This is a genomic window from Bradyrhizobium sp. Kon58 (assembly GCF_055807455.1).
The window spans coordinates 1-24,589 of the sequence record NZ_JBVVOT010000016.1 but is presented as its reverse complement, the minus strand read 5'-3'; the positions used below and the strand labels follow the sequence as shown (position 1 = coordinate 24,589).

At 64.2% G+C, this 24,589-nt stretch carries 21 protein-coding genes and 1 pseudogene; 8 read left to right on the top strand and 14 right to left on the bottom strand.

Going from position 1 to position 24,589, the window contains the following annotated elements:
* From phoU to AC0L20_RS24080, 9 genes are all read right to left on the bottom strand, one after another.
* The gene (gene phoU / locus AC0L20_RS24120; protein ID WP_018456067.1) at positions 1–717 is read right to left on the bottom strand and encodes a phosphate signaling complex protein PhoU; all 717 of its coding nucleotides are present in this window, start codon (positions 715–717) and stop codon (positions 1–3) included.
* Between the two features lie 10 nt (positions 718–727).
* Positions 728–1,549 (bottom strand): phosphate ABC transporter ATP-binding protein PstB, encoded by an 822-nt coding sequence (gene pstB, locus AC0L20_RS24115; RefSeq protein WP_456767225.1) that lies wholly within the window; start codon positions 1,547–1,549, stop codon positions 728–730.
* The gene (gene pstA, locus AC0L20_RS24110) at positions 1,546–2,391 is read right to left on the bottom strand and encodes a phosphate ABC transporter permease PstA (RefSeq protein ID WP_106941291.1); all 846 of its coding nucleotides are present in this window, start codon (positions 2,389–2,391) and stop codon (positions 1,546–1,548) included. The genes pstB and pstA overlap by 4 nt, the downstream gene beginning before the upstream one ends.
* Positions 2,392–2,395: 4 nt before the next feature.
* Positions 2,396–3,385 carry a phosphate ABC transporter permease subunit PstC gene (gene pstC / locus AC0L20_RS24105; protein WP_007615692.1) on the bottom strand — a complete coding sequence of 330 codons (990 nt, stop codon included), beginning with the start codon at positions 3,383–3,385 and terminating at the stop codon, positions 2,396–2,398.
* 99 nt (positions 3,386–3,484) lie between these two features.
* On the bottom strand, positions 3,485–4,498 hold the full coding sequence (pstS, locus tag AC0L20_RS24100; RefSeq protein ID WP_456767224.1) for a phosphate ABC transporter substrate-binding protein PstS: 1,014 nt from the start codon (positions 4,496–4,498) through the stop codon (positions 3,485–3,487).
* A gap of 143 nt (positions 4,499–4,641) precedes the next feature.
* Complete coding sequence (locus AC0L20_RS24095; protein WP_473292903.1) at positions 4,642–5,940, bottom strand: ATP-binding protein; 1,299 nt, start codon at positions 5,938–5,940, stop codon at positions 4,642–4,644.
* Between the two features lie 33 nt (positions 5,941–5,973).
* Entirely contained in the window at positions 5,974–7,029 is a 1,056-nt protein-coding gene (locus AC0L20_RS24090; RefSeq protein ID WP_456767223.1) for a putative bifunctional lysylphosphatidylglycerol flippase/synthetase, read from the bottom strand.
* Positions 7,030–7,480: 451 nt separating this feature from the next.
* On the bottom strand, positions 7,481–7,783 hold the full coding sequence (locus AC0L20_RS24085; protein ID WP_473292900.1) for a hypothetical protein: 303 nt from the start codon (positions 7,781–7,783) through the stop codon (positions 7,481–7,483).
* A gap of 2 nt (positions 7,784–7,785) precedes the next feature.
* On the bottom strand, positions 7,786–9,180 hold the full coding sequence (locus AC0L20_RS24080; RefSeq protein ID WP_473292898.1) for an OmpA family protein: 1,395 nt from the start codon (positions 9,178–9,180) through the stop codon (positions 7,786–7,788).
* 163 nt (positions 9,181–9,343) lie between these two features.
* Here AC0L20_RS24080 and AC0L20_RS24075 point away from each other — a divergent pair, with 163 nt between their 5' ends.
* Positions 9,344–10,402 (top strand): polysaccharide deacetylase family protein, encoded by a 1,059-nt coding sequence (locus tag AC0L20_RS24075; protein ID WP_473292896.1) that lies wholly within the window; start codon positions 9,344–9,346, stop codon positions 10,400–10,402.
* Positions 10,403–10,528: 126 nt separating this feature from the next.
* A complete protein-coding gene (locus AC0L20_RS24070) occupies positions 10,529–11,338 on the top strand; it encodes an SDR family oxidoreductase (RefSeq protein ID WP_473292894.1) in 810 nt (269 codons plus the stop codon).
* Positions 11,339–11,512: 174 nt separating this feature from the next.
* Here the strand turns inward: AC0L20_RS24070 and boxB are convergent, their stop codons facing one another.
* The 4 genes from boxB to AC0L20_RS24050 form a co-directional block, all read right to left on the bottom strand.
* Complete coding sequence (gene boxB, locus AC0L20_RS24065; RefSeq protein ID WP_473293270.1) at positions 11,513–12,949, bottom strand: benzoyl-CoA 2,3-epoxidase subunit BoxB; 1,437 nt, start codon at positions 12,947–12,949, stop codon at positions 11,513–11,515.
* Positions 12,950–13,067: 118 nt separating this feature from the next.
* Positions 13,068–14,756, bottom strand: a complete 1,689-nt coding sequence (boxC, locus tag AC0L20_RS24060; RefSeq protein ID WP_473292891.1) for a 2,3-epoxybenzoyl-CoA dihydrolase — start codon at positions 14,754–14,756, stop codon at positions 13,068–13,070.
* A gap of 73 nt (positions 14,757–14,829) precedes the next feature.
* A complete protein-coding gene (locus AC0L20_RS24055) occupies positions 14,830–15,651 on the bottom strand; it encodes an alpha/beta fold hydrolase (protein ID WP_473292889.1) in 822 nt (273 codons plus the stop codon).
* 141 nt (positions 15,652–15,792) lie between these two features.
* A complete protein-coding gene (locus tag AC0L20_RS24050; protein WP_473292885.1) occupies positions 15,793–17,334 on the bottom strand; it encodes a benzoate-CoA ligase family protein in 1,542 nt (513 codons plus the stop codon).
* 140 nt (positions 17,335–17,474) lie between these two features.
* Between AC0L20_RS24050 and AC0L20_RS24045 the strand changes: the two are divergent.
* Together AC0L20_RS24045 and AC0L20_RS24040 are read left to right on the top strand one after the other, a co-directional pair.
* Positions 17,475–18,395, top strand: a pseudogene (locus tag AC0L20_RS24045) (helix-turn-helix transcriptional regulator); the annotation flags it as partial.
* Between the two features lie 12 nt (positions 18,396–18,407).
* Positions 18,408–18,803: a group II truncated hemoglobin gene (locus AC0L20_RS24040; protein ID WP_473292882.1), complete on the top strand. Its 396-nt coding sequence runs from the start codon at positions 18,408–18,410 to the stop codon at positions 18,801–18,803.
* Positions 18,804–18,890: 87 nt separating this feature from the next.
* On the opposite strand, the gene AC0L20_RS24035 is transcribed toward AC0L20_RS24040, so the two are convergent.
* Positions 18,891–19,676: an IclR family transcriptional regulator domain-containing protein gene (locus AC0L20_RS24035; protein ID WP_473292880.1), complete on the bottom strand. Its 786-nt coding sequence runs from the start codon at positions 19,674–19,676 to the stop codon at positions 18,891–18,893.
* A gap of 112 nt (positions 19,677–19,788) precedes the next feature.
* Between AC0L20_RS24035 and AC0L20_RS24030 the strand changes: the two genes are divergently transcribed.
* From AC0L20_RS24030 to AC0L20_RS24015, 4 genes are all read left to right on the top strand, one after another.
* Entirely contained in the window at positions 19,789–21,147 is a 1,359-nt protein-coding gene (locus tag AC0L20_RS24030; protein WP_473292875.1) for an aromatic ring-hydroxylating dioxygenase subunit alpha, read from the top strand.
* 149 nt (positions 21,148–21,296) lie between these two features.
* Positions 21,297–22,733, top strand: coding sequence for a glutamine synthetase family protein (locus tag AC0L20_RS24025; protein WP_473292872.1), 1,437 nt, complete (start codon positions 21,297–21,299; stop codon positions 22,731–22,733).
* A gap of 65 nt (positions 22,734–22,798) precedes the next feature.
* On the top strand, positions 22,799–23,788 hold the full coding sequence (locus tag AC0L20_RS24020) for an FG-GAP repeat domain-containing protein (RefSeq protein WP_473292870.1): 990 nt from the start codon (positions 22,799–22,801) through the stop codon (positions 23,786–23,788).
* A gap of 321 nt (positions 23,789–24,109) precedes the next feature.
* Complete coding sequence (locus AC0L20_RS24015; protein WP_473292868.1) at positions 24,110–24,475, top strand: hypothetical protein; 366 nt, start codon at positions 24,110–24,112, stop codon at positions 24,473–24,475.
* The last annotated feature ends 114 nt before the right edge of the window (positions 24,476–24,589 follow it).

Genomic DNA, 24,589 nt, shown 5'->3' with positions numbered 1-24,589 from the left:
TCAGGTGTTCGGTACCGTGTTGGCAAAGGTCGTCATGTCGCCCTTCGGCCGCTTGTCGGTGATCGCCTGGCCCTCGATCATGTAGAACACGGTCTCGGCGATGTTGGTGGCGTGGTCGCCGATCCGCTCGATGTTCTTGGCGCAGAACATCAAATGAATACAGAACGAGATGTTGCGCGGATCCTCCATCATGTAGGTCAGGAGCTCGCGGAACAGCGAGGTGCAGATGGCGTCGACTTCCTCGTCACCCTTCCACACTGCCATCGCCGCCGGCAAATCATGCGCGGCATAAGCGTCCAGCACCGACTTGACCTGCTGTTGCACGAGGTCGGTCATGTGCTCGAGGCCGCGGAACAGCTTGAGCGGATGGAAGTCCGTCTCCAGCGCCGCGACGCGCTTGCCCATGTTCTTGGCGAGGTCGCCGATGCGCTCGAGATCGGTCGCGACGCGCATGGCGCCGACGATCTCGCGCAGATCGACCGCCATCGGCTGGCGGCGGGCGATGGTGAGCACCGCGCGCTCCTCGATGCGCTTCTGCAGCGCGTCGAGCTCGGTGTCGATGGCGACGACACGCTGGCCGAGGGGGACGTCGCGGCGGATCAATGCGTCGACGGACTCGACGATCATGCGCTCGGCGATGCCGCCCATCTCGGCGACCAGGCGCGTGAGTTCCTGGAGGTCGGTGTCGAAGGCCTTTGCGGTATGTTCAGAACCCATGTCGCGTCTCCTAGCCGAACCGGCCGGTGATGTAATCCTGCGTGCGCCGGTCGGTCGGCGACGTGAAGATTTTGCTGGTGTCGTCGAACTCGATCAGCTCGCCGAGATACATGAAGGCAGTCTTGTCGGAGACGCGCGCCGCCTGCTGCATGTTGTGGGTGACGATCGCGATCGTGTAATCCTCGGACAGCTCCTGGATCAGCTCCTCGACCTTGGCGGTCGAGATCGGGTCGAGCGCCGAACAGGGTTCGTCGAACAGGATCACCTCGGGCCGCACCGCGACGGTGCGGGCGATGCAGAGGCGCTGCTGCTGGCCGCCGGAGAGCGACAGGCCTGAGGCGTTGAGCTTGTCCTTGACCTCGTTCCACAGCGCGCCGCCGCGCAGCGCCTTCTCGACGCGGCCGTCCATCTCGGACTTCGAGATCTTCTCATAGAGACGGATGCCGAACGCGATGTTCTCGTAGATCGTCATCGGGAACGGCGTCGGCTTCTGGAACACCATGCCGACGCGGGCGCGCAGCAGATTGAGGTCCAGCTTGCCGTCGAGAATGTTGGTCTGGTCGAGCATGAGCTGACCGGTGGCGCGCTGGCCGGGATAGAGGTCGTACATCCGGTTGAAGATGCGCAGCAGGGTCGACTTGCCGCAGCCCGACGGGCCGATGAACGCGGTGACACGGTTGGCGCCGAGTGTCAGGTTGATGTTCTTCAGCGCGTGGTGCTCGCCGTAATAGAAGTTCAGGTTGCGTACGGTCACCTTGGGCGGCGCCTCCGGCAGCACCGGCGCGTGCGGCAGGCCACCGGACGCGCTCATCGATACGGAAAGATCACTCATTTTGCGGTCCTCTCGGCGCCAAGGATGCGCGCGCCAATATTAAGGGCAAGAACGGTCAGGGTGATGAGCAGCGCTCCGCTCCAGGCCAACTGCTTCCAGTAGGCATAGGGGCTCTGCACGAAGTTGTTGATGGTGACAGGCAGGTTCGCCATCGTCTTGTTCAGGCCGAGGCTGAAGAACTGGTTCGACAGCGCGGTGAACAGCAGCGGCGCGGTTTCACCGGCGACGCGAGCGGTCGCGAGCAGCACGCCGGTGATGAGACCCGATCGGGCAGCCCGATAAGCGATCCGCTTGATCACCAGCGAGCGCGGCAGGCCGAGCGCCGAGGCCGCCTCGCGCAACGCGTTCGGCACCAGCAGCAGCATGTCCTCGGTCGTGCGCAGCACCACCGGGATCACGATGACCGCGAGCGCGAGCGAGCCTGCGATCGCCGAGAAGCCGCGCATCGGCACCACCACCGCGCCGTAGATAAACAGGCCGATGATGATCGAGGGTGCCGAGAGCAGGATGTCGTTGATGAAGCGGATCACCGAGGTCAGCCGGTCATTGCGGCCGTATTCGGCGAGATAGGTGCCGGCGAACATGCCGAGCGGCGCGCCGATGCCGACGCCGATCACCGTCATGATCAGCGAGCCGACGATGGCGTTGAGCAGGCCGCCCTCGTTCGATCCCGGTGGCGGCGTGTTCTCGGTGAACAGCTGGACATTGAGTCCCGCCACGCCGTTGTAGAGCAGCGTAATCAGGATCAGCGCGAGCCATGTGACGCCGAAGGCGGTTGCGGCGATGCAGAGCCCGCGGACGACGATGTCCTTGCGGCGTCGGCGTGAATAAATCGGGTTCATGGCGCTAGTTCCCCGCCTTCTTTTCCAGCCGCATCAGCATCAGCCGCGCCGCTGCGAGCACGAAGAAGGTCAGCACGAACAGCAGGAGGCCGAGCAGGATCAGGCCGGACTGGTGCAGGCCGTCGCTCTCGGCGAACTCGGATGCGATCGCCGCCGAGATCGTGGTGCCGGGGGCGAAGATCGAGGACGAGATCCGGAACGAGTTGCCGATGATGAAGGTCACCGCCATGGTCTCGCCGAGCGCGCGGCCCAGCGCCAGCATGACGCCGCCGATGACGCCGACGCGGGTGTAGGGGATCACCACGCTGCGGACGACTTCCCAGGTGGTGCAGCCGACGCCGTAGGCGGCTTCCTTCAGGACCGGCGGCACCGTCTTGAACACGTCGACCGAGATCGAGGTGATGAAGGGCAGCACCATGATGGCGAGGATCAGCGCGGCATTGAACAGGCTGAGATAGGACGGCGGACCTGCGAAGATCGCGCCCAGCACGGGCACGCCGTCGAAGATCTTGATCATGAAGGGCTGGAACGTGTTGGCGAGGAACGGACCCAACACGAAGAAGCCCCACATGCCGTAGATGATCGAGGGGATGCCGGCGAGCAGCTCGATCGCCATGCCGATCGGGCGCCGCAGCCATTGCGGGCAGAGCTCGGTGAGGAAGATCGCAATGCCGAGACCCACCGGAATGGCGATCAGCATCGCGATGAAGGAGGTGACGAGCGTGCCGTACATCGGCCCGAGCGCGCCGAGCACCGGCGGATCGGCGGACGGCGCCCAGCGCTGCGTCCACAGGAACGAGACCCCGAATTCCTTCATCGCCGGGAAGGCGCCGACGATCAGCGAAATGATGATGCCGCCGAGGATCAGAAGCACCGAGATCGCGGAGAGCCGCGTGATCCAGTAGAAGGTGACGTCCCCGAGCTTGAACGCGCTCAAGGCCTTGGCGCGATCATACGGTCCGGCGTCGTCGATTACATCGCTCTGAACGGCCATCTCTGCCACGCCGATCCCCTGTACTAAATAGTATACGTTTTTTGTTGGTCCCGCGCCCCGGATGCGGCGCAGCGCATCCGGGGCACGAGCGTCGCGAGCCTAGCTCTTGATTTCGGCAGCCCAGGTCTTCTCGATCAGCTGAACGACCGGGTCCGGCATCGGGATGTAGTCGAGCTCTTCAGCCGCCTTGCCGCCGCTCTTGAAGGCCCAGCGGAAGAACTTGATGGCTTCCTGCGAGGCCGCCTTGTCGGTCGCGTCCTTGTGCATGAGGATGAAGGTCGCCGCCGTGATCGGCCAGGACTTCTCGCCGGGCTGGTCGGTCAGGATGACGTAGTAGCCGGGAGCCTTGGCCCAGTCGGCGTTGGCGGCGGCCGCCTGGAAGGCTTCGACGGTGGGCTGCACCGGCTTGCCGGCCTTGTTGACGAGACCGGTGTAGGTCAGCTTGTTCTGCTTGGCATAGGCGTACTCGACATAGCCGATCGAGTTCTTGGTCTGGCTGATGTTGCCCGAAACGCCTTCATTGCCCTTGGCGCCGACGCCGACCGGCCACTCGACCGCGGTACCTTCACCGACCTTGCTCTTCCAGTCCGCGCTGGCCTTGGCGAGATAGTTGGTGAAGTTGAAGGTGGTGCCCGAACCGTCCGAACGGCGGACCACGGTGATGGCCTCCGAGGGCAGCTTCACGTTCGGGTTCAGCTTCTTGATCGCGGCGTCGTCCCATTTGGTGATCTTGCCGAGATAGATGCTGGCCAGCGTCTCGCCGTCGAACACCATCTCACCGGGCTTCACGCCCTCGATATTGACGACGGGAACGATGGCACCCATCACCATCGGCCACTGGACGAGGCCGTCCTTCTCGAGCTGCTCGGCCTTGAGCGGCGCGTCGCTGGCGCCGAAGGTCACGGTCTTGGCCTGGATCTGCTTGATGCCGCCGCCGGAGCCGATCGACTGGTAGTTCAGACCGTTGCCGGTCTCCTTCTTGTAGGCGTCGGCCCATTTGGAATAGATCGGGAACGGGAACGTGGCGCCGGCTCCGGTGATGTCGGCAGCAAAGGCCGCCGTCGTCGATGCGGCGACGATGCCAGCAGCGACGAGTGTTTTGAGGAAATTCATGCTGGTCTCCATACAGGGGAGCGAAGCGCCATCAGCGCCCGATCGCGCTCCCCGTGCCGCTCCTTTAGGAGTGGACAGCTGAGCTTTTACGAAGGTTTGGTGACAGTCGGATGACAGTCTTAAGCATTTGAAAATGCTGGTGTTTAGCTCAAAGCCGCAGGCTTGCCCTGGGGAAAACAAGCGGTGAAAGTGGCGCCCTGTTTGGGCACGCTTTCGATCAGAAGCCGGCCGCGGTGCCGGTTAACAATATGTTTCACCAGGGATAATCCGAGCCCGGTCCCGCCCTGCGAGCGGCTGTCGCCGACATCGACCCGGTAGAACCGTTCGGTCAGCCGCGGCAGGTGCTCCGGCGCGATGCCGGGACCGAAATCCCGGACCAGGACCCGGATTTCCTGAGTTCCATCAGGGGCGGCGCCTGGCATCAGCGACACCATGACGCGACCGCCCGCGGCGCCGTATTTGAGCGCGTTCTCGATCAAATTCTCGAACAGGCGGAGCAGCTCCTCGCGGTCGCCCGCGATCAGTACCGGGGTCTCAGGGAGCTGGGTCTCGACCTCGACCTGGCGTTCCCGGGCCAGCGGCTCGAGCCCGTCGGCGACCTGCAAGATGATCGGCAGCAAGTCGACCAGGGTGTCGGGCCGCACATGGGCCGACAGCTCCACCCGCGACAGCGACAAGAGATCGTCGATCAGACGCGCCATCCGGGTGGCTTGGTTGTGCATGATGCCGAGGAAGCGCTCGCGCGCCTTGGGATCGTCCTTGGCTTGGCCCTGGAGCGTGTCGATGAAGCCGGACAGCGCGGCCAGCGGCGTGCGCAGCTCGTGACTGGCATTGGCGACGAAATCGGCCCGCATCTCCTCGACCCGGCGCAGCGGCGTCTGGTCGTGGAAGGTCATCAGCATGCATTTGTCGGCGCCGCCGAAGGTGGTCGGCACCGGCACCGGCGTGATGGTCAGCTCCATCCAGCGATCGACCGGGACATGGTCGAGATAGGTCGCGCGCCGCGGCTCGGTGGTCGCGATCGACTCGCGCAGCGCCGTGATGATCTCGGGCGAGCGCAGCGCGAACTGGGCGAGCTCATTCCGGCGCAGCGCCGGCGCGAGCTGGGCGGCCGCGGCGTTGAGATGGATGACGCGGCCGGCGCGGTCGAGCAGCACCGCGGGATCTGGCATGCCGGCGACAACAGCGGCGACCGCCGCGCTCTCGACCGGGTTGACGCGGCGGGTCTCTTCGCGCGAGGCGGCGGTATCGTGCAGGCGCCACGGGATCAGCGCTGCGGCCGCGATGCAGAGCAACACCGCGATCGCATGCAGTGCCGACAATTCGCCCAGCGAGACCACCACCGACAGTGCCAGCGCCGCGGCGATCAGGATGACGGTCGAGTGCCGCAGCCGGTCGGACCACGGCTGGGAGGAGGGAGAAGATGGGGCGTCGATCGCCATCGGGGCGGGCTTCTCCAAAGGACCTTGCGCCGGTCAGGCGCCGCTGTCGCTGCGCTTTCTCACGTAAGCGGCTTCAGGTGCGGGGCCGGGGTCGAGCTTGAGCGCCGCCTGCTGCAGGCGTTTCGATCGCGCGCCGATGATAACTTCGCGAAACGTCAGCAAGATTACAGAAATGACGAATGGGGACAGATAATAGAGGACGCGGAACAGCAGCATCCCACCCAGCAGCTCCTCCCGGTCCATCTGCCAGAGCCCGACCAGCATCGCCGCGTCGAACACACCAAGGCCTCCGGGCGAATGGCTGGCAAAGCCGAGCAGCGTGGCCGAGACAAAGATCACCGCGACCACCACGAAGCCGAGATTGGGCTCGTCCGGGACCAGCACGTACATCGCCAGCGCGCAGAAGCCGAGATCGATGATGCCGATCGCGATCTGGAGCAGCGTCAGCGGGCCGCCCGGCAGCATCACGGTCCAGGGCCCGCGGCCAACCATCCGCGGCTGGGTCCAGACCCAGACCACGTAAGCGACCAGCCCGACGATGATCATCATCGCCAGCGTCCGGTTCAGCCACGGCGGAAGCATGTCGATCGAGGCCGCAGCCTCCGGATGATAGGAGATGCCGAGGCCCAGCACCGCGGCGTTGCCGAGCCAGAAGGTCAGGCCGGCGAGGAAGCAGATTTTTGCGACATCGATCGCGTTCAGCCCATAGGCCGAATAGATGCGGTAGCGCACCGCGCCGCCAGTGAAGACGCTGGCGCCGACATTGTGGCCGATCGAATAGCTGGTGAAGGCGGCGAGCGCGTTGATCCGATAGGGCACGTGGGGATGGCCGATCGCGCGCACGGCGAACAGGTCATAGAAGGTCAGCGTGAAATAGCCCGCGGCGACGAACAGCGCCGCCAGCGCAATCTGGCTCGGCTCGGTGCTCTTGATCGCTTCGAGGACCTCGTTGACATCGATGCCGCGCAGCATGTGGTAAAGCACATAGCAAGCGATGCCGATGACCGCGACGCTGATCACAACTCCAAGCTTATGCAGGATTTGCTTCTGGCGCAGAAACGACATCGCCCTGCGTATGGCTTCCAGCATCTAGACCTCGAACAACGCTTCAGCGGCCAGGGTGGCCGGCGAACAGGCGGACGATACGCAGGCACCCGACGAACCCTCGCTGCCGGTCCCGGCATCGCGCATACCCGCTATCCCTCCACTAGCGCGTTTCAGGGCGGAGTGGAATTCGGCAATTCGAACAAAAACTCGTGCCTTCAATATTTTAGGCAGGGTTGCGGGCTCCTGATGCACGGTTTGGCGCTTTCGGCGGCAAGACTGACGCGAATCTCCATGGCAATCCTGCGCAGTGGCCATGAAGTTTTGATGATTTCGACCGCACAATGTTCCGTCACGACTTAAGCCGAAATCAATCTATGGGTCGCCCCCGCCTGTTGAAAGAGGGGTGGCCGGCGCGTTTGTTTGCGGTTTTCGATGGGCCGGGAAGGCCGCGCAGCCGCGCTCCTGACGTCCGCAGTCAGGGTGCAGGGCAACATCACAGAGCGGCAGGCGGCATGCTGCGCGCGACCACCCGGTCGCGCAGCCAGGCGCCGATGGCGCCGCCGACGAGGTAGCAGGCGAACATGATCAGGCCGAGGTCGAGCCAGTAGCCGAAGCGACCGGGGACCACATGCGCGAGCGAGGCCGCGACCAGGCCGGCAACAAGCACGGCGAGCCAGCGCGCCGTCACCTTCGAGGTGCCGTTGCCGCGTTGGACCACCGAGATCCAGCCCATGCAGAAGCCGAGCAGCAGCGAGCCGATCAGCCAGCCCAGATGGAACGAGACGAGATAGGGCATCGTCACCTCACCAGAAATTCGATGCGGCGGTTCTGCGCCTTGGCGTCTTCGCTGTCGTTGCCGGCGACCGGCTGCGTGCTGCCGTAGCCGACCGCTGTGAAGCGGCTGGCAGGCAGGCCGGCCTTGACCAGATAGTCGATCACCGCCTGCGCGCGCTTCTCCGAGAGTGCCTGGTTGAAGGAATCCTCGCCGTCGGCATCGGTATGCCCGGCGACCTCGATATTGGTGGTGGGACATCGCAATGCCGTCTCGATCAGATGATCGAGAATGCCGGCGGAATCCGGATCGATGTCGGCGCGCTTCGCCCCGAAGCGAATCTTGGCCTTGGCCAAAAGCTCGGAGAACAATTGCTGGCACACGGTGCCGTCGACCGGGCCGGCTGCGGGTTTCACCGTGATTTCCGGCTTGTATTGCCAGTTTTTCGGAAAGTCCTTGCCAAGGCCTGCGCGGATGTCGTTGGCGGCACCTTCATAGAGCGCATCGCCCGACAGCTTCACCTCGCGGTCGGACACCACGAGCGTGCCGGTCGATAGTCGCGACAGCGCGCCGAGCGCTGCGACCACGGCGGGGCTGAAGGCACCGGGCGCGCCGACGCTGGCCTTGAGATTGTCGACGACCTTTTCGTTGAAGAATTTCCGCGACGCGCTGGTGGCGATGGCCGCGTGGACATTGTTGTCGGGAACATAGCCGGTCAGCGTCACCGTCGCGGCCACCGGATCCTTGTAGGCCTGGAAGACGTAAGGCGGCGCCTTGACGTCGTTGGCGGCGATCGAAAAGCCCTCGGGCAGGTTTTTCAGCGCCGCTGCGACGGCTTCGCGGCCGCCGAGATCGCGCGCCATGCCCGACAGCGTGACTTTGGTGTCCGTGATCGTGATCTTGCCGTCCTTGAGCTTGCCGATCTGGTCGAGCAGTAGCATCGCAGCCGCCTCGAACCGCGGCGGTGCGCCGCGGGCCAAACCCATCTGATCGGCCACCTCGGTACCGGCCACCTCCTTGCGGGCTGCCTCGGTCAGGCGGCCCTTCATCGACGGCAGGGGCGCGGAGCCTGACAGCGTCACCCGCACCACGTCGCGTTCGGCGTTCCAGACGAAGGGCTTTGCCTCGGGAACGAGGCGGGTCCGATCGTCGACCAGGCGCACGCCGGGCACGGTCTCGACCGCCACAACAGCGTCGCGGCGACCTTCCTCGGAAAAGGCCTCCGCAGCCAGGCTGACGTCGCGGCCGTCCACCGCGATCCGGGTCTTGTCCAGAACGGTATCCTTTAGCGCCGCCGAGCTGCGGGCGGAAAGGTCCGCCTCGACCGGCAAAGTGTTATTCCAGGCCGCAAATCCCCACATGACGGCCAAGGGGATGAGCCCCGGCCACCATTTGCTGGCCCACCTGAAAAGCTTCTGCATTCGACGACCCGAACTCTGGAACCGGAGACAAAACAAACCCTTGGCGGGCTGTCAAACCGGAAATGACGCCCTTCCGAAGGCCGGGCGTGACAATTGGAATAACTTTTTCTTCAAGGGTTCTTCCGTAAGTTGAAGGCGGAATGCCAAAGTCCGCCAGCGGGTCATGAAACAACTTCGTAACAACGTCATCCGCGCCGGGCTGGAAGCACTCTATTTCAGCGGCGCCCACCACCTGTTGCGCCCGCTTTTGTCGGGCGTCGGCGCCATTTTCATGCTGCATCACGTGCGGCCGGCCCGCGCCGCGGCGTTTCAGCCGAACCGGCATCTCGAAGTCACCCCCGAATTCCTGCGCGCGACACTGTGCCATCTGCGCTCGCGCGAGATCGACATCGTCAGCATGGACGAGTTGCATGAGCGACTGGTGCAGCGCCGGTTCGACCGGCGCTTCGCCGCCTTCACGCTCGACGATGGCTATCGCGACAATCTCGATTTTGCGCTGCCGGTTCTGCGCGAATTTGACGCGCCTCTGGCGGTCTATGTCGCCAGCGACTTCGCGGAGGGCACGGGTCGGCTGTGGTGGGAGGCGCTGGAGGCCGTGATTGCCAAGGCCGAGCAGATCGAGGTGACCATCGGCAAGGCCGCCCTGAGGCTCGATGCCACGACGCCAGCCGCCAAGCAGGCGGCGTTCGACCGCCTGCACGACTGGTTGCGCGCATTGCCCGGCGAGCACGATCTCAAGCGCGAGATCGAGGCGCTCTGCACGAAGTACGGTGTCGACATGGCCGCGCTGTGCCGCAGCCTCTGCCTGTCCTGGGACGAGGTGAAGACATTTGCTGCCGATCCCCTGGTCACCATCGGCGCGCATTCCGTCAGCCATTGCAATCTCGCCAAGCAAAGCGAAGCGATCGCCACGCAGGAGATGGCCGTGAGCCGCGCGCGGATCGAGCAGGCGCTCGGCCGCAATGTCCAGCATCTTGCCTATCCCTATGGTGATCGGGAGGCGGCGGGCGAGCGTGAATTCGTGCTCGCGGCATCCGCCGGCTTCAAGACCGCGGTGACGACGCGGCCCGGCATGCTGTTCGCCGAAAACGCCGGCCACATGACCGCGCTGCCACGGGTCTCGCTCAACGGCAATTACCAGGACACGCGGATTCTGCCGGTGCTGACCTCGGGCGCCGCGACCGCAATGTGGAACGGCTTCCGCAGGATCGCGGCGGCTTAAATCTCTCCGTCTTCGCTGCCCGAACTCAGACGTCGTCCTGGCGAAAGCCAGATGACGATGCGGCGCCTTTCTTGACTCCCCTCCCCACCCGCGCTCAAAACGTCGCCAAACACCAAGGGAGGCACCATGTTCAACGATCTGTTCTCGCTCAAAGGCCGCGTCGCGCTGGTGACCGGCGGTTCGCGCGGCATCGGCAAGATGATCGCGGCGGGATTTCTCAGCGCAGGGGCCGCGAAGGTCTACATCACCGCGCGCAAGGCCGGGCCTTGCGAAGCCACCGCGAACGAGCTCTCCGCGCAATATGACGGCGAATGCATCGCACTGCCGATCGACATCTCGACACTGGCCGGCGCCGAGCTGCTCGCGAGCGAATTCGCCAAGCGCGAGCCCAAACTCGACATCCTCGTCAACAATGCGGGCGCGGCCTGGGGCGCGGAGTTCGACGAGTTTCCGGAGAGCGGCTGGGACAAGGTGATGAATCTCAACGTCAAGGCACCGTTCTTCCTGACCAAGGCGCTGGCGCCCACGCTGCGCGCGGCGGCATCAGCAGAGCGGCCGGCGAAAGTGATCAACATCGCCTCGATCGACGGCATCTTCGTCAATCCGGGCGAGACCTATTCCTACGCGGCGAGCAAGGCGGGGCTGATCCATTTGACGCGGCGCATGGCCGTGAAGCTGATCGGCGACCACGTCGTGGTCACCGCGATCGCGCCGGGCCCGTTCAAATCCGACATGAACCGGGCCGCACGCGATCATGCCGACGAGGTCTCGACCCGCGTGCCCGCGGGCCGCGTCGGCACCGACGAGGACATGGCGGGCGCTGCGATCTATCTCGCCTCGCGCGCGGGAGATTATGTGGTGGGCGCGACCATCGCGGTGGACGGCGGCATTGTCTATGCGAACCCGGGGATCAAGGGGAGCGGGTGGGATAGTTGAGGCATCGCGCTGCTCGCGGCGTCAGCGGAGCGCTCCCTCACCCCGCTCTTGCGGGGAGAGGGTTGGGGTGAGGGGCTTCTCTCCACACGTGAGATTGTCGCCGCACCTGTACCCCCTCACCCGGATCGCAAGGGCGATCCGACCTCTCCCCGGAAGCGGGGAGAGGTAAAGAAGTTACGACTCGATCCTCACATACTCGAAATCGCCGGGCTTGTTGTCGATGCCGACTTTCGGCGGCGAGATCCAGGAGGCGAACTGGCCGGTCTCGGTGACGGGCTGCATCAGCGAGGTGATGAAGTCGCCGTCGGCGGTCGATGGCAGCCATTCGTCCTTGCGCTTCGCCCAGGTGGCGTCGTCGATCAACAGACCATCCGGCGTCGCGTGGATGCCCTTGAACTCGCCGATATGGCGGTGGAAGGCGACGTTGGGCAGCTTGAGCTGAAACTGGTAGCCCGAGGTCGAGATCACCTTGTTCCAGCGCAGCATGCCCTTGACGCAATCCTGGCTGTAATCGTCGCGCAGGCGCATGTTGAGCGCGGTCAGCGCCGGCTCGTCCACCAGCTTGATCTCACCATCGATGAACTTCAGCACCGGATAGGTCGCGTTCTTGAGCTGATGATCGTCGTCGATCTGGGTCTCGTGATAGCGGCCCTTGATGCCGGTGTTGAAGGCGTTCGCCGCGTTGGTCGAGACTTCCGAGCCAAACAGATCGAGCGACAGCGTATAGTGCAGGTTCAGCTTCTTCTGGATGGTCGGCAGGTCGATCACACCGAGCGCGCGGACCTTCGCGATGTCGGTGGGATCGGTGATGCCGGCTTCCCGCATCGCATCGCAGGTGCGCTGCACGACACGCGTGATGCCGGTCTCGCCGACGAACATGTGGTGCGCTTCTTCCGTCAGCATGAAGCGGCAGGTGCGCGACAAGGGATCGAAGCCGGACTGCGCGAGCGAGTGCAGCTGCATCTTGCCGTCGCGGTCGGTGAAATAGGTGAACATGAAGAAGGACAGCCAGTCCGGCGTCGCCTCGTTGAAGGCGCCCAGCATGCGTGGCGAGTCGGCGTCACCCGAGCGGCGGCGCAACAAATCGTCAGCCTCCTCACGTCCGTCGCGGCCAAAGTACTTTTGCAGCAGGTACACCATCGCCCAGAGGTGACGGCCTTCCTCGACATTGACCTGGAACAGATTGCGCATGTCGTACAGCGAGGGCGCGGTCTTGCCGAGGTGACGCTGCTGCTCGACCGAGGCAGGCTCGGTGTCGCCCTGGATCACGATCAGACGGCGCAGCATGGCGCGATATTCGCCCGGGACTTCCTGCCAGGCCGGCTCGCCAAAATGCTCGCCGAACGGCACGACGCGGTTCTCTTCCTGGGGAGCAAGGAGAATGCCCCAGCGATACTCGGGCATCCGCACGTAGTCGAACTTGGCCCAGCCGCGCGGATCGACCGAATAGGCGGTGCGCAAGTACACCAGCGATTCCTGGAAGCCTTCCGGCCCCATGTCTTTCCACCAGTCCATGTAGCCGGGATGCCAGCCTTCCAGCGCCTTGAGCACCTGGCGGTCTTCGGCCAGATTGACGTTGTTCGGAATCTTGGTCGAGTAGTCGACGTTCATGATGTTCATGGAGGACCTCCCGTGTGGGACTAGTTCATTAGATCGCGGGCATCGAATTGTGGGATCGCGAATAGCGAGTGGCGAATGGCGTCTCTATTCGCCACTCCCCATTCGCGCTCTACACTCGCGTCATATCGAATTTCGGCTTCTGGCCGCTGCCGTAGCGGCGCAGCGCGCCTTCCTCGCCGACCGCGTTCGGGCGCTGGAAGATCCAGTTCTGCCACGCGGTGAGGCGCGAGAAGATTTTCGATTCCATCGTCTCGGGGCCGACGAAGCGCAGGTTGGCTTCCATGCCGGTGAGGCTGTCCGGCGAGAAGCTGGCGCGTTCCTCCAGGAACACGCGGACCTCGTCGTCCCAGTCGATGTCGTCGAGCGCGAAGGTGACGAGACCGAGCTCTTCGGCCTGCTCGGCGTCCAGAGCGGTGCCCATCGTGGCTTCCGCGCGTTCCACATCGGCCGGATCGGCCTGGAAGCGCGACTGAAGCCGCGTCAGGCCGTGGCTCATCGGATACGGACCGAAATTCAGCGCTGACAGTTCGATCGACGGCGGCGGGCGGTTGTCACCCTGGCGCGTGCCGATCAGCATATAGGAGCGGTCGGCGGCGAAGACGAGCTCGGCGAGCGTGCCGGCGAAGCAGGAGCCGGGCTCGACCAGCGTCACCAGCGTGCGCGAGGTGACGTCGATGCGCTTCAAGACGCGCTTCCAGTAGTGCCTGATTTCGTTGACCAGCCAGTGCGCCTTGTTGGCTTCGAGGAAGGCGTCGCAGGCGAGCACATGGGCGCGGTCGCCGTGGCTCTTGAACACCAGCATGGCGATCTCGAGCTCGTTGATGCGCAGATGCAGGATGGCGTCGTCGAGTTCGCGCGCAACCTGGAGCGGCCAGAACGCGACACCCTGCGCCATCATGCCGTCGATGTCGGCGGGCGGCGCGGCTTCAGGCGCCTTGATTGAGATCGTGGCGATGCGCGCGGCACGGTCGAGGTCGACGGTGACAAAGCCGTAGCGGATGCTGGTCTCATCGATGATGCGCTTGAGCGGCGTCAGCGCGATGCCCTTGCCGCTGCCCTTGCGCTTGGAGGCGTCGGCGAATTCTCTCGCGCGCTCGGCAACCATGCCTTCGAGCTTGCTGTTCGGCGCGATCTCGTCGACCAGGCGCCATTGCACGGCGCGCTTGCCCTTCACGCCTTCTTCGATGGTGCAGAAGAAATCAGCGTGATCGCGGCGCACCTTGCGCTTGTCGACCACACGCGTGAGGCCGCCGGTGCCCGGCAGCACCGCAAGCAGCGGCACTTCGGGCAAGGCGACGGCGGACGCGCCGTCATCGGCAAGCATGATGTAGTCGGTGGCGAGCGCGAGCTCATAGCCGCCGCCGGCTGCCGAGCCGTTCACGACGGTGATGAAGCGCTGGCCGGAATTCTCCGACGAATCTTCCATGCCGTTGCGGGTCTCGTTGGTGAACTTGCAGAAATTGACCTTGTGGGCATGCGTCGAGCCGGCGAGCATGCGGATATTGGCGCCGGCGCAGAACACGCGGTTCTTGGCCGAGCGCATCACCACGACCTTCACTTCGGGGTGCTCGAAGCGCAGGCGCTGGACCGCGTCGGCAAGCTCGATGTCGACGCCGAGATCGTAGGAATTGAGCTTGAGCAGATAGCCCTCGAACAGGCCGCCATTCTCGTCGACGTCCATGGTCAGGGTGGCGACGTCATCGTCGACCGCGAGCTTCCAGTGCCGGTAGCGGGACGGCTCGGTCTGGAAATCGATGAATGTCGCGCCGCCTGCGAGGCGCCGATCTTCCCCGGCCATGGGCCACCCTTGAGTTCGTCTTGGTTTTACCGTTAGATGCACAATAATGCATATTATTGCGTGCGTCTAGTCCTTAACGGCTCCCACATGCATTTTGTTGCATGCCTTCTCGCAGGGCCGCTGCAGCAAATTGCTCAATCGCGTCAAGCGTCGCTCCCGGCGCCTCGCGATGCGGAGAATGCGCCGCGCCTGACATGACTTTCAAATCGACCGGGCAATAGCATTCTTGCTGCGCGATCTCGGCCTGACGCAGCGTCCCGTATTGGTCGTCCACGCCTTGAAGGATCAGGACAGGAACGCGGATATAGGCGAGATATTCCGAGATATCCCAGTCGCGGAATTTCGGATCGAGCCAGGCGGCGTTCCAGCCGTAGAAGGCGTTGTCGACGTCCTTGTGCCAGCGCGCGAGCTTTGCCTTCAGGTCGGTGGTCTCGAAGGTAGTCTTGATGTCCGCAATCGACTTCACCGAGATGTCCTCGATGATGAAATGCGGCGCGATCAGCATGAGGCCGTTGAGGCGATGATCCTGATGCGCGCCGGCATAGATCGTCGCGATCGACGCGCCATCGGAATGGCCGAGCAGCAGGCCGCGCCTGAAGCCGATCGCATCGAGAATCTTCGGCAGCACGTCCAGTGCCTCGCGCTGCATGTAGTCGAGCGGCCGCGGCAGCGCGACCTTGCTCGATTGGCCATAGCCCGCACGCGAATAGGCAAAGATGCCGGCGGAGGTTGCCTGCTGCACCTTTTCCGGGAAGTCACCCCAGAGCCCGACCGAGCCGAGGCCTTCATGCAGCATGACGATGGTGGGTGCATCGGCACTCTGCGGCGCCAGCCATTTGTACTCGAGACTGGCGCCATCGATGCTGAGAAAGCCGGTGGGGGCGAGATTGGTCATGCTGTCACTCTTCTCTCCGTCGTCATGCCCGGGCTTGACCCGGGCATCCACGTCGTTCCTCAATCGCAGTCGCGCGTGGATGGCCGGGACACTTTGCTCAAGACGCGCTTCGCACTTTTGCCCGGCCATGACGGCTTGTTTCTAGTTCGCCCCGTCCCGCAGCTTGAACCGCTGGATCTTTCCCGTCGCCGTCTTTGGCAGCGAGTCCACCACGTCGATCCAGCGCGGATATTTCCACGGGCCGATCTTCTGCTTGACGTGATCCTTGAGCATCTCCTGCAGGCCCGTCGTCGTCGTGCCCGGGCGCAGCACGACGAAGGCCTTCGGCTTCAGCAGACCTTCCGGATCGGCTTCGGGCACGACGGCAGCTTCCAGCACGGCGGGATGCGTGATCAGCGCGCTCTCAACCTCGAACGGCGAGACCCAGATGCCCGAGACCTTGAACATGTCGTCGGCGCGGCCGCAGAAGGTGTAGCGGCCCTCGGCATCCCTGACATATTTGTCGCCGGTGCGGGTCCACGGCCCCTCGAACGTGCGGCGGCTCTTGTGGCGCTGGTTCCAGTAGCCTTCGCCGGCGGAGGGCGCATCGACAAGGAGCTCGCCGACCTCGCCGTCGGCGACATCCTGTCCGGCCTCGTTGACGAGCCGCACCGCATAGCCCGGCACCGGCTTGCCGGAGCAGCCGTATTTGATATCCCCGGGCGCGTTCGACAGGAAGATGTGCAACAGCTCGGTCGAGCCGACGCCGTCGAGGATGTCGACGTTGAAGCGCGCCTTCCAGCTGTTGCCGACGGACTCCGGCAACGCCTCGCCGGCCGAGGTGCAGATGCGCAAATTCTGGCCGCCACGCTCGCCCTTCATGGTCTCGTCGTTGAGCATCGCCGCGAACAGGGTCGGCACGCCGTAGAAGATCGAGGGATTATAGCGGTTCATCAGGTCGAACATGCGCGCCGGCGTCGGCCGTTCGCTGTTGAGCACCACGCTGGCGCCGACCGACATCGGAAAGGTCAACGCATTGCCGAGGCCATAGGCGAAGAACAGCTTTGCCGCGGAAAGACAAACGTCGTTCTCGCGAATGCCGAGCACCTGCTTCGCATAAGTGTCCGCGGTCGCCTGCATGTTCGAATGGATGTGGCGCACGCCCTTGGGCATGCCGGTCGACCCTGACGAATACAGCCAGAACGCCGGCTCGTCCGGATGCGTCGCAGCGGTCGTGAACCGGTCGCTCTCGTCCGCAATCTCCTCGGCAAGCTGCTTGTGACCGTTCTGTTTCGCGCCGGACACCACGACATGCTCGAGATCCGGCATGCGGCCGACGACGTCCTTGATGACGGGATAGAGCGCTTCCGAGACGAACAGCACGCGTGCGCGGCAATCGGCGAGGATGTAGGCGTATTGATCTGATGTCAGCAGCGTGTTGAGCGGTACCGGCACGATGCCGGCGCGGATCGCGCCCAGAAACAGAAGCGGGAAGTCGACAGTATCCAGCATGATCATCGCCACGCGCTCTTCGCGGCGGACACCGAGCCGGCGCAGCATGTTGGCGGCGCGCCGCGTTTCGCGCTGGAGCTCGCCATAGGTGAGCCGTGAGACGGTGTCGTCGAAGGCGAGCTTGTTGCCGCGTCCCTCCTCGACGTTCCGATCGAGCAGCCAGGTCACCGCGTTATAGGATCCCTCGCTCACGGACTTCTCCCCTGAATTTAGAATTATAATTCATAGAAAGACACCGCATCGGCTTGCTGTCAATGCCAGCAGGCACTATGTTTCATTAATACGCGCCGCAGGACCTCGTTTAAAGAAGGCATCCCCTCAAGCAGGCTCATGATCCGCAGTCCATGACCGACAGTCCCGACGCCGAATCCCGATTTCTCGAACAGCTCGGCCAGCGCGTACGCACCATGCGCGCGCTACGCGGCATGTCGCGCAAGGTGCTCGCCAAGGTATCAGGAATATCGGAGCGCTACATCGCGCAGCTCGAAAGCGGCAAGGGCAATGTCTCGATCGTGCTGCTGCGCCGCGTCTCCGACGCGATGGGCGCGCATCTCGAAGACCTGCTTCCCTCGGCCGATCCGACCCCGGACTGGCAGATGTTTCGCGATCTCTTGCGCAAGGCGACGCCGGCGCAGATCGCGCAAGCCAAGGATCTGCTCGCGGGCGGCAGCGCCTCCGCGCCGCGGCGCGCGCCGTTCTGCGGCATCGCGTTGATCGGCCTGCGCGGCGCCGGCAAATCGACGCTTGGGCGGATGCTAGCGAAGAAGGTCGGCTGGAGTTTCGTCGAACTCAACAAGGAGGTCGAGCAGCAGAACGGCCTCTCGGTCGCCGAGATCATCGCGCTCTACGGCCAGGAAGGTTTTCGCCGCATGGAGCAGGCGGCGCTGCAACAGCTGCTCGCGCGCAACGAGCTGATGGTGCTCGCGACCGGCGGCGGCATCGTCTCGGAGCCCCTGACCTTCGACCAGATCCTGTCGTCGTTCTACACGATCTGGCTGAAGGCCGAGCCCGAGGAGCACATGGCCCGCGTCCGCCGCCAGGGCGATTTGCGCCCGATGGCCGACGACCGCTCAGCTATGGCGGAGCTGCGCAACATCCTCTTGAGCCGCGAGCCGCTATATGCGCGCGCGACTGCGGTGGTGGACACGGCGGGACTGTCCGTCGATGCCGCCGCGGCGCGCCTGGTTGATGCGGTGCGGCCGGTGCTGCAGAACGAAGCGCGCAGCTTCGGGCTGCGCAGCGTGGCGCTGTAGGTCCGAACTCCCATGACCGACGGCGACGTTGCAATCTCCATGTTCGAGCGGATCGGCGGCAGCGCCACGATCGACCTGTTAGTCGATCGCTTCTATGAACGGATGGATACGCTGCCGGAGGCGAAGATCATCCGCGCGATGCATGCGGACGACCTCGGCCTCATCAGGGATGTGCTGAAGCGCTATCTCACCGAGTGGACTGGCGGCCCGAAACTCTACTCGGTCGAGAAGGGCCATCCACGGCTACGCCAGCGCCACATCGGCTTTGCCATCGGCGATGCCGAGCGCGACGCGTGGATGCTCTGCATGCGCGGCGCGCTCGAGGAGACGGTTATGGACGCCGCCGCGCGGCAGGACCTCGACAAGGCGTTGTCCGGCCTCGCCGACTGGATGCGCAACCGGCAGTGATTTTTGCACAGGCGCGTAGCCCGGATGAGCGAAGCGACATCCGGGTCTTCACGATGACTTTCCCGGGTATCGCTTCGCTCACCCGGGCTACAACAGTTGCGACCGCACCGCTTCAGCGCCCTCACGCAACAGCGGCAAAAATCGCTCGATCAATTCCTGCGCCGGCACGCGGTCGACATGGGCGCCCATGTTGATCGCAGCGACGATCACGCCGTCGTAGCGGCGGACCGGGACCGAGATCGAGCGGAAATGCGGCTCGGCCTCGCGATCGACCAGCGAATAACCCTGCGCGCGGTCGGCGACGATGCGCGCAAGCAAGACCTTGGGATCGGTCACCGTCTGCGGCGTCAACGCCTCGCGCTTCATCGCTTTTAGACGCGCAGCCAGTTCGGCATCATCGAGCTGGCCGAGCATGGCGCGCCCCACCGAGGTGCAGAAGGCCGGCAGGCGGTAGCCGATGTCCAGCCCACCTGAAAACATGCGCGCCGGACTACTGCGCGCGATGAACACAACCTCATCGCCGTCGAGGACCGCGAGCGAGGAGATTTCGTTGGCCGCTATCGCAACGCGGTCGAGCACCGGTTGCAGGACGGTGACGAGCTGGCTCGACCGCAGATACGACGCAGCCAGTGTCAGCACATGTGGCGTCAGCGAGAACAGCTTGCCGTCGCCGCTGACGAAGCCGCCGCGCTGGAGCGTGAACAGCATACGCCGCGCGGTGGCGCGTGGCAGCTCCGCGGCACGGGCGAGATCGCTCAGCGTCGTCGGGCCGGCCGTTGCGCCGAAGCATTGCAGCAGGCGCAGGCCGCGATCGAGGCTCTCGACGAAATCCGTCGCGCGTTCGTCGCTCTCGCTTCGCTTCAGCTTGGGCATGGTGTCGGGTTATTCCTGCAAAATAGTGCTTGCTGCCGGATCAAGGCATGGCATAATTCGCCCATTCGTTCAATAGGCGAACAAACGCCACTCCACAAAGGATGCGACTGCCATGATGAGCCAGGAGCAGAACGACCTGATCACCCGCACCGGTCCAAAGGACCCCTGCGGGAAGCTGATGCGAAGCTACTGGCAGCCGGCGGCGCTGGTGGACGAGCTCGACGGCGATCGCCCGATCCGTCCCGTCAAACTGCTCGGCGAAAACCTGGTGCTGTTCCGCGACGAGACCGGGCGTTACGGCCTGATCGATCGCCACTGTGCACATCGCGGCGCCGATCTCGCCTTCGGACGGCTCGAGCATGGCGGCCTGCGCTGCGCCTTCCACGGCTGGCTGTTCGACGCGACCGGCCAATGCATCGAGACGCCGGCGGAGCCGAAGGATTCAAAACTCTGCCAGAACATCCGCCAGCGCTCTTATCCCGTGGTGGAGAAGAGCGGCATCCTCTGGGCTTATCTCGGCGAGGGCGAGCCGCCGGCATTTCCGGAGCTCGACTGTTTCGTCGCGCCCGGCACGCACACTTTCGCGTTCAAAGGCCACATGGCTTGCAATTGGCTCCAGGCGCTCGAAGTCGGCATCGACCCCGCGCACGCCTCCTATCTGCATCGCTTCTTCGAGGACGAGGACACCTCGACGGCCTACGGCAAGCAGTTCCGCGGCGCATCAGCAGGCTCCGACTTGCCGATGACGAAGATTTTGCGCGAATACGACCGCCCGATCATCAATGTCGAGCACACCGAATATGGATTGCGGCTGATCGCGCTACGCGAGATCGACGAGGAGCGCACCCATGTGCGCGTCACCAATCAGCTCTTCCCACACGGCTTCGTCATCCCCATGAGCACGGAGATGACGATCACGCAGTGGCACGTGCCGGTCGACGACGAGAACTGCTACTGGTACGCGATCTTCACCAGCTATTCGAACCCGGTGGACAAGAAGAAGATGCGCGACCAGCGGCTCGAGCTCTATGAGCTGCCGGACTACAAATCGCGCAAGAACAGGACCAACGATTACGGTTTCGATCCGCACGAGCAGCAGACGGCGACCTATACCGGCATGGGCACCGACATCAACGTGCACGACCAATGGGCGGTGGAATCGATGGGCGCGATCCAGGACCGCACCCGGGAGCACCTCGGCACGAGCGACAAGGCGATCGTGCAGTACCGGCGTCTGCTGCGGCAGGAGATCGAGAAGGTCGCAGGCGGCGAGAAGCCGATGCTGCATCTCGACGAGGCCACCGCACGTTCGATCCAGGGCCCGGCGACCATGGACGGCATCGGGCCGACCCGAGGCTGGGAGATCTACTGGATGGAAGTCGACGTCAAGCGCCGCCGCAGCGCGCCATGGACGGCGCCGGTGCCGAAGGAGATTGCGGACAACGTGCATCGGCTGACGGCGGCGGAGTAGCGCAGAATGCAGGTCCCTCCTTCGTCATTGCGAGCGAAGCGAAGCAATCCAGACTGTCTCTGCGGAGGGATCCTGGATTGCTTCGCTGCGCTCGCAATGACGGAGAATGTGGCGCATGCTTCGCCTCTCACGGATAGAGGAGTGAAAAAGTGACTTTCGTCGCGCGTCATGCGCTGTGGTCGGATGAGCAGAAGGACGCTGCATTGCGCATGCGCCGCATCGTCGAGGAGAAGAACCTCGAGGTCATCCGCCTCGCCTTCCCCGACCAGCACGGCATCTTGCGCGGCAAGACCATCATCGCGGCCGAGGCGATCGCCTCGCTCGAGAGCGGCTGCTCCATCACCACCACCATGCTCGCCAAGGACACCTCGCACCGCACGGTGTTTCCGGTGTTCACGTCGGGCGGCGGCTTTGGCATGAAGGAGATGGAGGGCGCGGCCGACGTGCTGATGGTCGCCGATCCCACCACGTTTCGCGTTTTGCCCTGGGCGCCGACCACCGGCTGGGTTCTCTGCGACCTCTATTTCAATGACGGCCGCCCCGTTCCGTTCGCGACACGCGGGCTCTATCGCAAGGTGCTCGGCGAGCTCGCAAGCCGCGGCCACGATTTCGTCGCGGGCCTCGAGGTTGAATTCCACATCTTCAAGCTCGACGATCCGCATATGCGGCCCGAGGACGCTGGCCAGCCCGGCACGCCGCCTTCGGTGAGCCTGCTCAGCCACGGCTATCAATATCTCACCGAGCAGCGCTTCGATCAGATGGAGCCGGTGCTGGAGATTTTGCGCCGTGACATCGTCGCGCTCGGTCTGCCCTTGCGCTCCGTCGAGGTCGAGTTTGGGCCGAGCCAGTGCGAATTCACCTTCGCCCCGAAGAAGGGCCTCGAGCCCGCGGACAACATGGTGCTGTTTCGCTCCGCCGTGAAGCAGATCGCGCACCGCCACGGCTATCACGCCACCTTCATGTGCCGGCCGAAGCTGCCGAATTTGTTTGCGAGCGGCTGGCATCTGCACCAATCGGTGGTCTCACGCGCGAGCGGCGAGAACCAGTTCATGGCGAAAGACGGCGGCGAGCCGCTCAGCGCGTTCGGCCGCGCCTGGCTTGCGGGCCTGCTCGACCACGCCCGCGCATCGACCGTGTTCACCACCCCGACCATCAACGGTTACAAGCGCTACCGCTCCTATTCGCTGGCGCCGGACCGCGCGATCTGGGGCCGCGACAATCGCGGCGTGATGATCCGCGTGCTCGGCGCGGCTGGCGACGCCGCCACGCGCCTGGAAAATCGCATCGGCGAGCCGGCCGCCAATCCCTATCTCTACATGGCCTCGCAGATTCTCTCAGGCCTCGACGGCGTCGACCGCAAGCTCGATCCCGGCCCGTCGGCCGATACGCCCTACGAAACCAAGGCGCCTCTGTTGCCGAAGTCGCTGCGCGATGCGGTCAGCGCGCTGAAGGACGATCCGTTCTTCCGCGAAAAGCTCGGGCCCGAGTTCGTCGATTATTACACCCACATCAAGAACGCCGAGATCGACCGCTTCCTGTCCGAGGTGACCGACTGGGAGCACCGCGAATATTTCGAGGTGTTTTGAGCCGCCGCCAACCGGCCGCTGATCCCCGCAACACGGCCGGATTTTCCAGGAGTACCATGATGCGGTTGCGCCCGGCGGTCCTGCTATTTTCCCTGACCCTGTCCGCGCCAGCCCTGTCCGCGCCAGCCCTGTCCGCGCCAGCCCTGCCCGACTGGCAGGCGAGCACCGTGCGCGCCCCCGGCCGCGTCAGCGAAATTGATTTAGCGGATAGCGACGTCCGAATTGCAATCGGCACGAATTGGTATCAGTTCGACGCGAAAGGGATGCGCATGGTGCCGACCCCGGCGCTCGAACGTCCGGCGCCGCCGCCCGGGGCCCTTGCGGATGGGCGCGTCGCGACAGGCCGCGATACCGTCGCGCGTGCCTGGCTCGCTGAGCCGACCGAACGCTATCACCACGGCGTCCTCGGCGATGCCATCGAGGCCGGCAGCCTGGTGATCGAGCCGCGCGGGGGCGGACAACGCACGCTGCGCCTGGATGGTGACGCCGTGTTCGAAGACCTCGAGCCGCGCGTCGCTGCGATCGGCGGCCGCGAAAGGATTGTGCTGGTCAAATCCTATCTGAAGCGCGGCTCCGCGCTGGCTGTCATCGATCCCGCCTCGGCGGCCATCGTTGCGGAGACGCCTCCGATCGGCCACGCCCATGCTTGGCTCAATCCGGCCGGTATCGCCGATTTCGACGGCGATGGCACCACGGATATTGTGCTTGTCCGCCAGCCTCATGTGGTCGGGATTCTCGAAATGTGGTCGTGGCGACATGATCGTTTGGAAAAATCGTCGGAAATTTCCGACGTATCGAACCATTTCATCGGCTCGCGATCGCTGCACATGAGCTTTACGGCCGATTTTGATGGCGACGGCCATCCAGATCTCGCGGTACCGGACCTCGAACGGCGAACGCTGCGGCTCATCGGGTTCGTCGCTGGCCCGCATGACATCGCGCGCATCAGGCTTCCGGCAAGGATCGCGACGAATATCGGCGGCATGAAATACCGCGATCGTCCCGCACTCGTGTTCGGGCTCGAGGACGGCCGGCTGATGTTGGTCCACGATTAGGATCGCCGCGGGCCGAGCCCACGATCGTTGCCGACGGGCCCTCACGCCGGCGTGAGCCGGTTTCGCGCCGGTGCTTCCTACGAAACCTTTGACCTTGCCGACGAAGTCATTTTTCCGCCCCCGCGAAGATCGCCGGAAACGATGGAGGGTCACAATCCCCTGACTGATCAACAACGGAGTTCGATCATGTGGGGCCATCTGTTCAGCTTGATCTATCGTCTGTCCTGCCGTGCCACCTTGATCGAAATCGGGATGGGCCGTTCGGCGCGATAGAGGCAAGCGAGTTAGGTAAGACGGATTGTCCAGATAACGGAGGGTGTCATGCGAAAGCTGATTCTGATCGCGGCAATGTCGCTGCTGGCAAGCCAGGCCGTTGCCGGCGGACCGCGGAGCCTTAGCCTTGCAGCGACAAATGCGAGCCAGCAGACCGCCGACCCGGCAACGACAGCAGCAACGCCGCCACAAGCTCCGGCGGCAGCGGCCACGAATATCGTGACGGCGACGACCGTCCCAACTTCAACGCCTCCGGCAGCGACTACCACAACAGCCGCGACCGCTCCGGCCGCAACTCAATCCAGCGCCGCGCCGGCTGCCAGCACAAGAGAAACGACCAAGCCGAAACGTCGCCAGCCATCCACCGAGGCACGCGTGATTCGCGAACTGCATCGGCACGGGATTTACCGGTGATTGCCAACGTCGTCCTGGCCTAGTGCGCAATTGCGCACTAGGGTCTGTACTCAATAGGGATTCCCTTCGAAATTGGATTGTGATTCAAGCGTCTCAGTTGAAGGGAGGCTTGAA

Bases quoted from the DNA above. Each gene is read 5' to 3' on its own strand.
- phoU (WP_018456067.1), bottom strand. From the start codon at position 717: ATGGGTTCTGAACATACCGCAAAGGCCTTCGACACCGACCTCCAGGAA.
- pstB (WP_456767225.1), bottom strand. From the start codon at position 1,549: ATGAGTGATCTTTCCGTATCGATGAGCGCGTCCGGTGGCCTGCCGCAC.
- pstA (WP_106941291.1), bottom strand. From the start codon at position 2,391: ATGAACCCGATTTATTCACGCCGACGCCGCAAGGACATCGTCGTCCGC.
- pstC (WP_007615692.1), bottom strand. From the start codon at position 3,385: ATGGCCGTTCAGAGCGATGTAATCGACGACGCCGGACCGTATGATCGC.
- pstS (WP_456767224.1), bottom strand. From the start codon at position 4,498: ATGAATTTCCTCAAAACACTCGTCGCTGCTGGCATCGTCGCCGCATCG.
- AC0L20_RS24095 (WP_473292903.1), bottom strand. From the start codon at position 5,940: ATGGCGATCGACGCCCCATCTTCTCCCTCCTCCCAGCCGTGGTCCGAC.
- AC0L20_RS24090 (WP_456767223.1), bottom strand. From the start codon at position 7,029: ATGCTGGAAGCCATACGCAGGGCGATGTCGTTTCTGCGCCAGAAGCAA.
- AC0L20_RS24085 (WP_473292900.1), bottom strand. From the start codon at position 7,783: ATGCCCTATCTCGTCTCGTTCCATCTGGGCTGGCTGATCGGCTCGCTG.
- AC0L20_RS24080 (WP_473292898.1), bottom strand. From the start codon at position 9,180: ATGCAGAAGCTTTTCAGGTGGGCCAGCAAATGGTGGCCGGGGCTCATC.
- AC0L20_RS24075 (WP_473292896.1), top strand. From the start codon at position 9,344: ATGAAACAACTTCGTAACAACGTCATCCGCGCCGGGCTGGAAGCACTC.
- AC0L20_RS24070 (WP_473292894.1), top strand. From the start codon at position 10,529: ATGTTCAACGATCTGTTCTCGCTCAAAGGCCGCGTCGCGCTGGTGACC.
- boxB (WP_473293270.1), bottom strand. From the start codon at position 12,949: ATGAACGTCGACTACTCGACCAAGATTCCGAACAACGTCAATCTGGCC.
- boxC (WP_473292891.1), bottom strand. From the start codon at position 14,756: ATGGCCGGGGAAGATCGGCGCCTCGCAGGCGGCGCGACATTCATCGAT.
- AC0L20_RS24055 (WP_473292889.1), bottom strand. From the start codon at position 15,651: ATGACCAATCTCGCCCCCACCGGCTTTCTCAGCATCGATGGCGCCAGT.
- AC0L20_RS24040 (WP_473292882.1), top strand. From the start codon at position 18,408: ATGACCGACGGCGACGTTGCAATCTCCATGTTCGAGCGGATCGGCGGC.
- AC0L20_RS24035 (WP_473292880.1), bottom strand. From the start codon at position 19,676: ATGCCCAAGCTGAAGCGAAGCGAGAGCGACGAACGCGCGACGGATTTC.
- AC0L20_RS24030 (WP_473292875.1), top strand. From the start codon at position 19,789: ATGATGAGCCAGGAGCAGAACGACCTGATCACCCGCACCGGTCCAAAG.
- AC0L20_RS24015 (WP_473292868.1), top strand. From the start codon at position 24,110: ATGCGAAAGCTGATTCTGATCGCGGCAATGTCGCTGCTGGCAAGCCAG.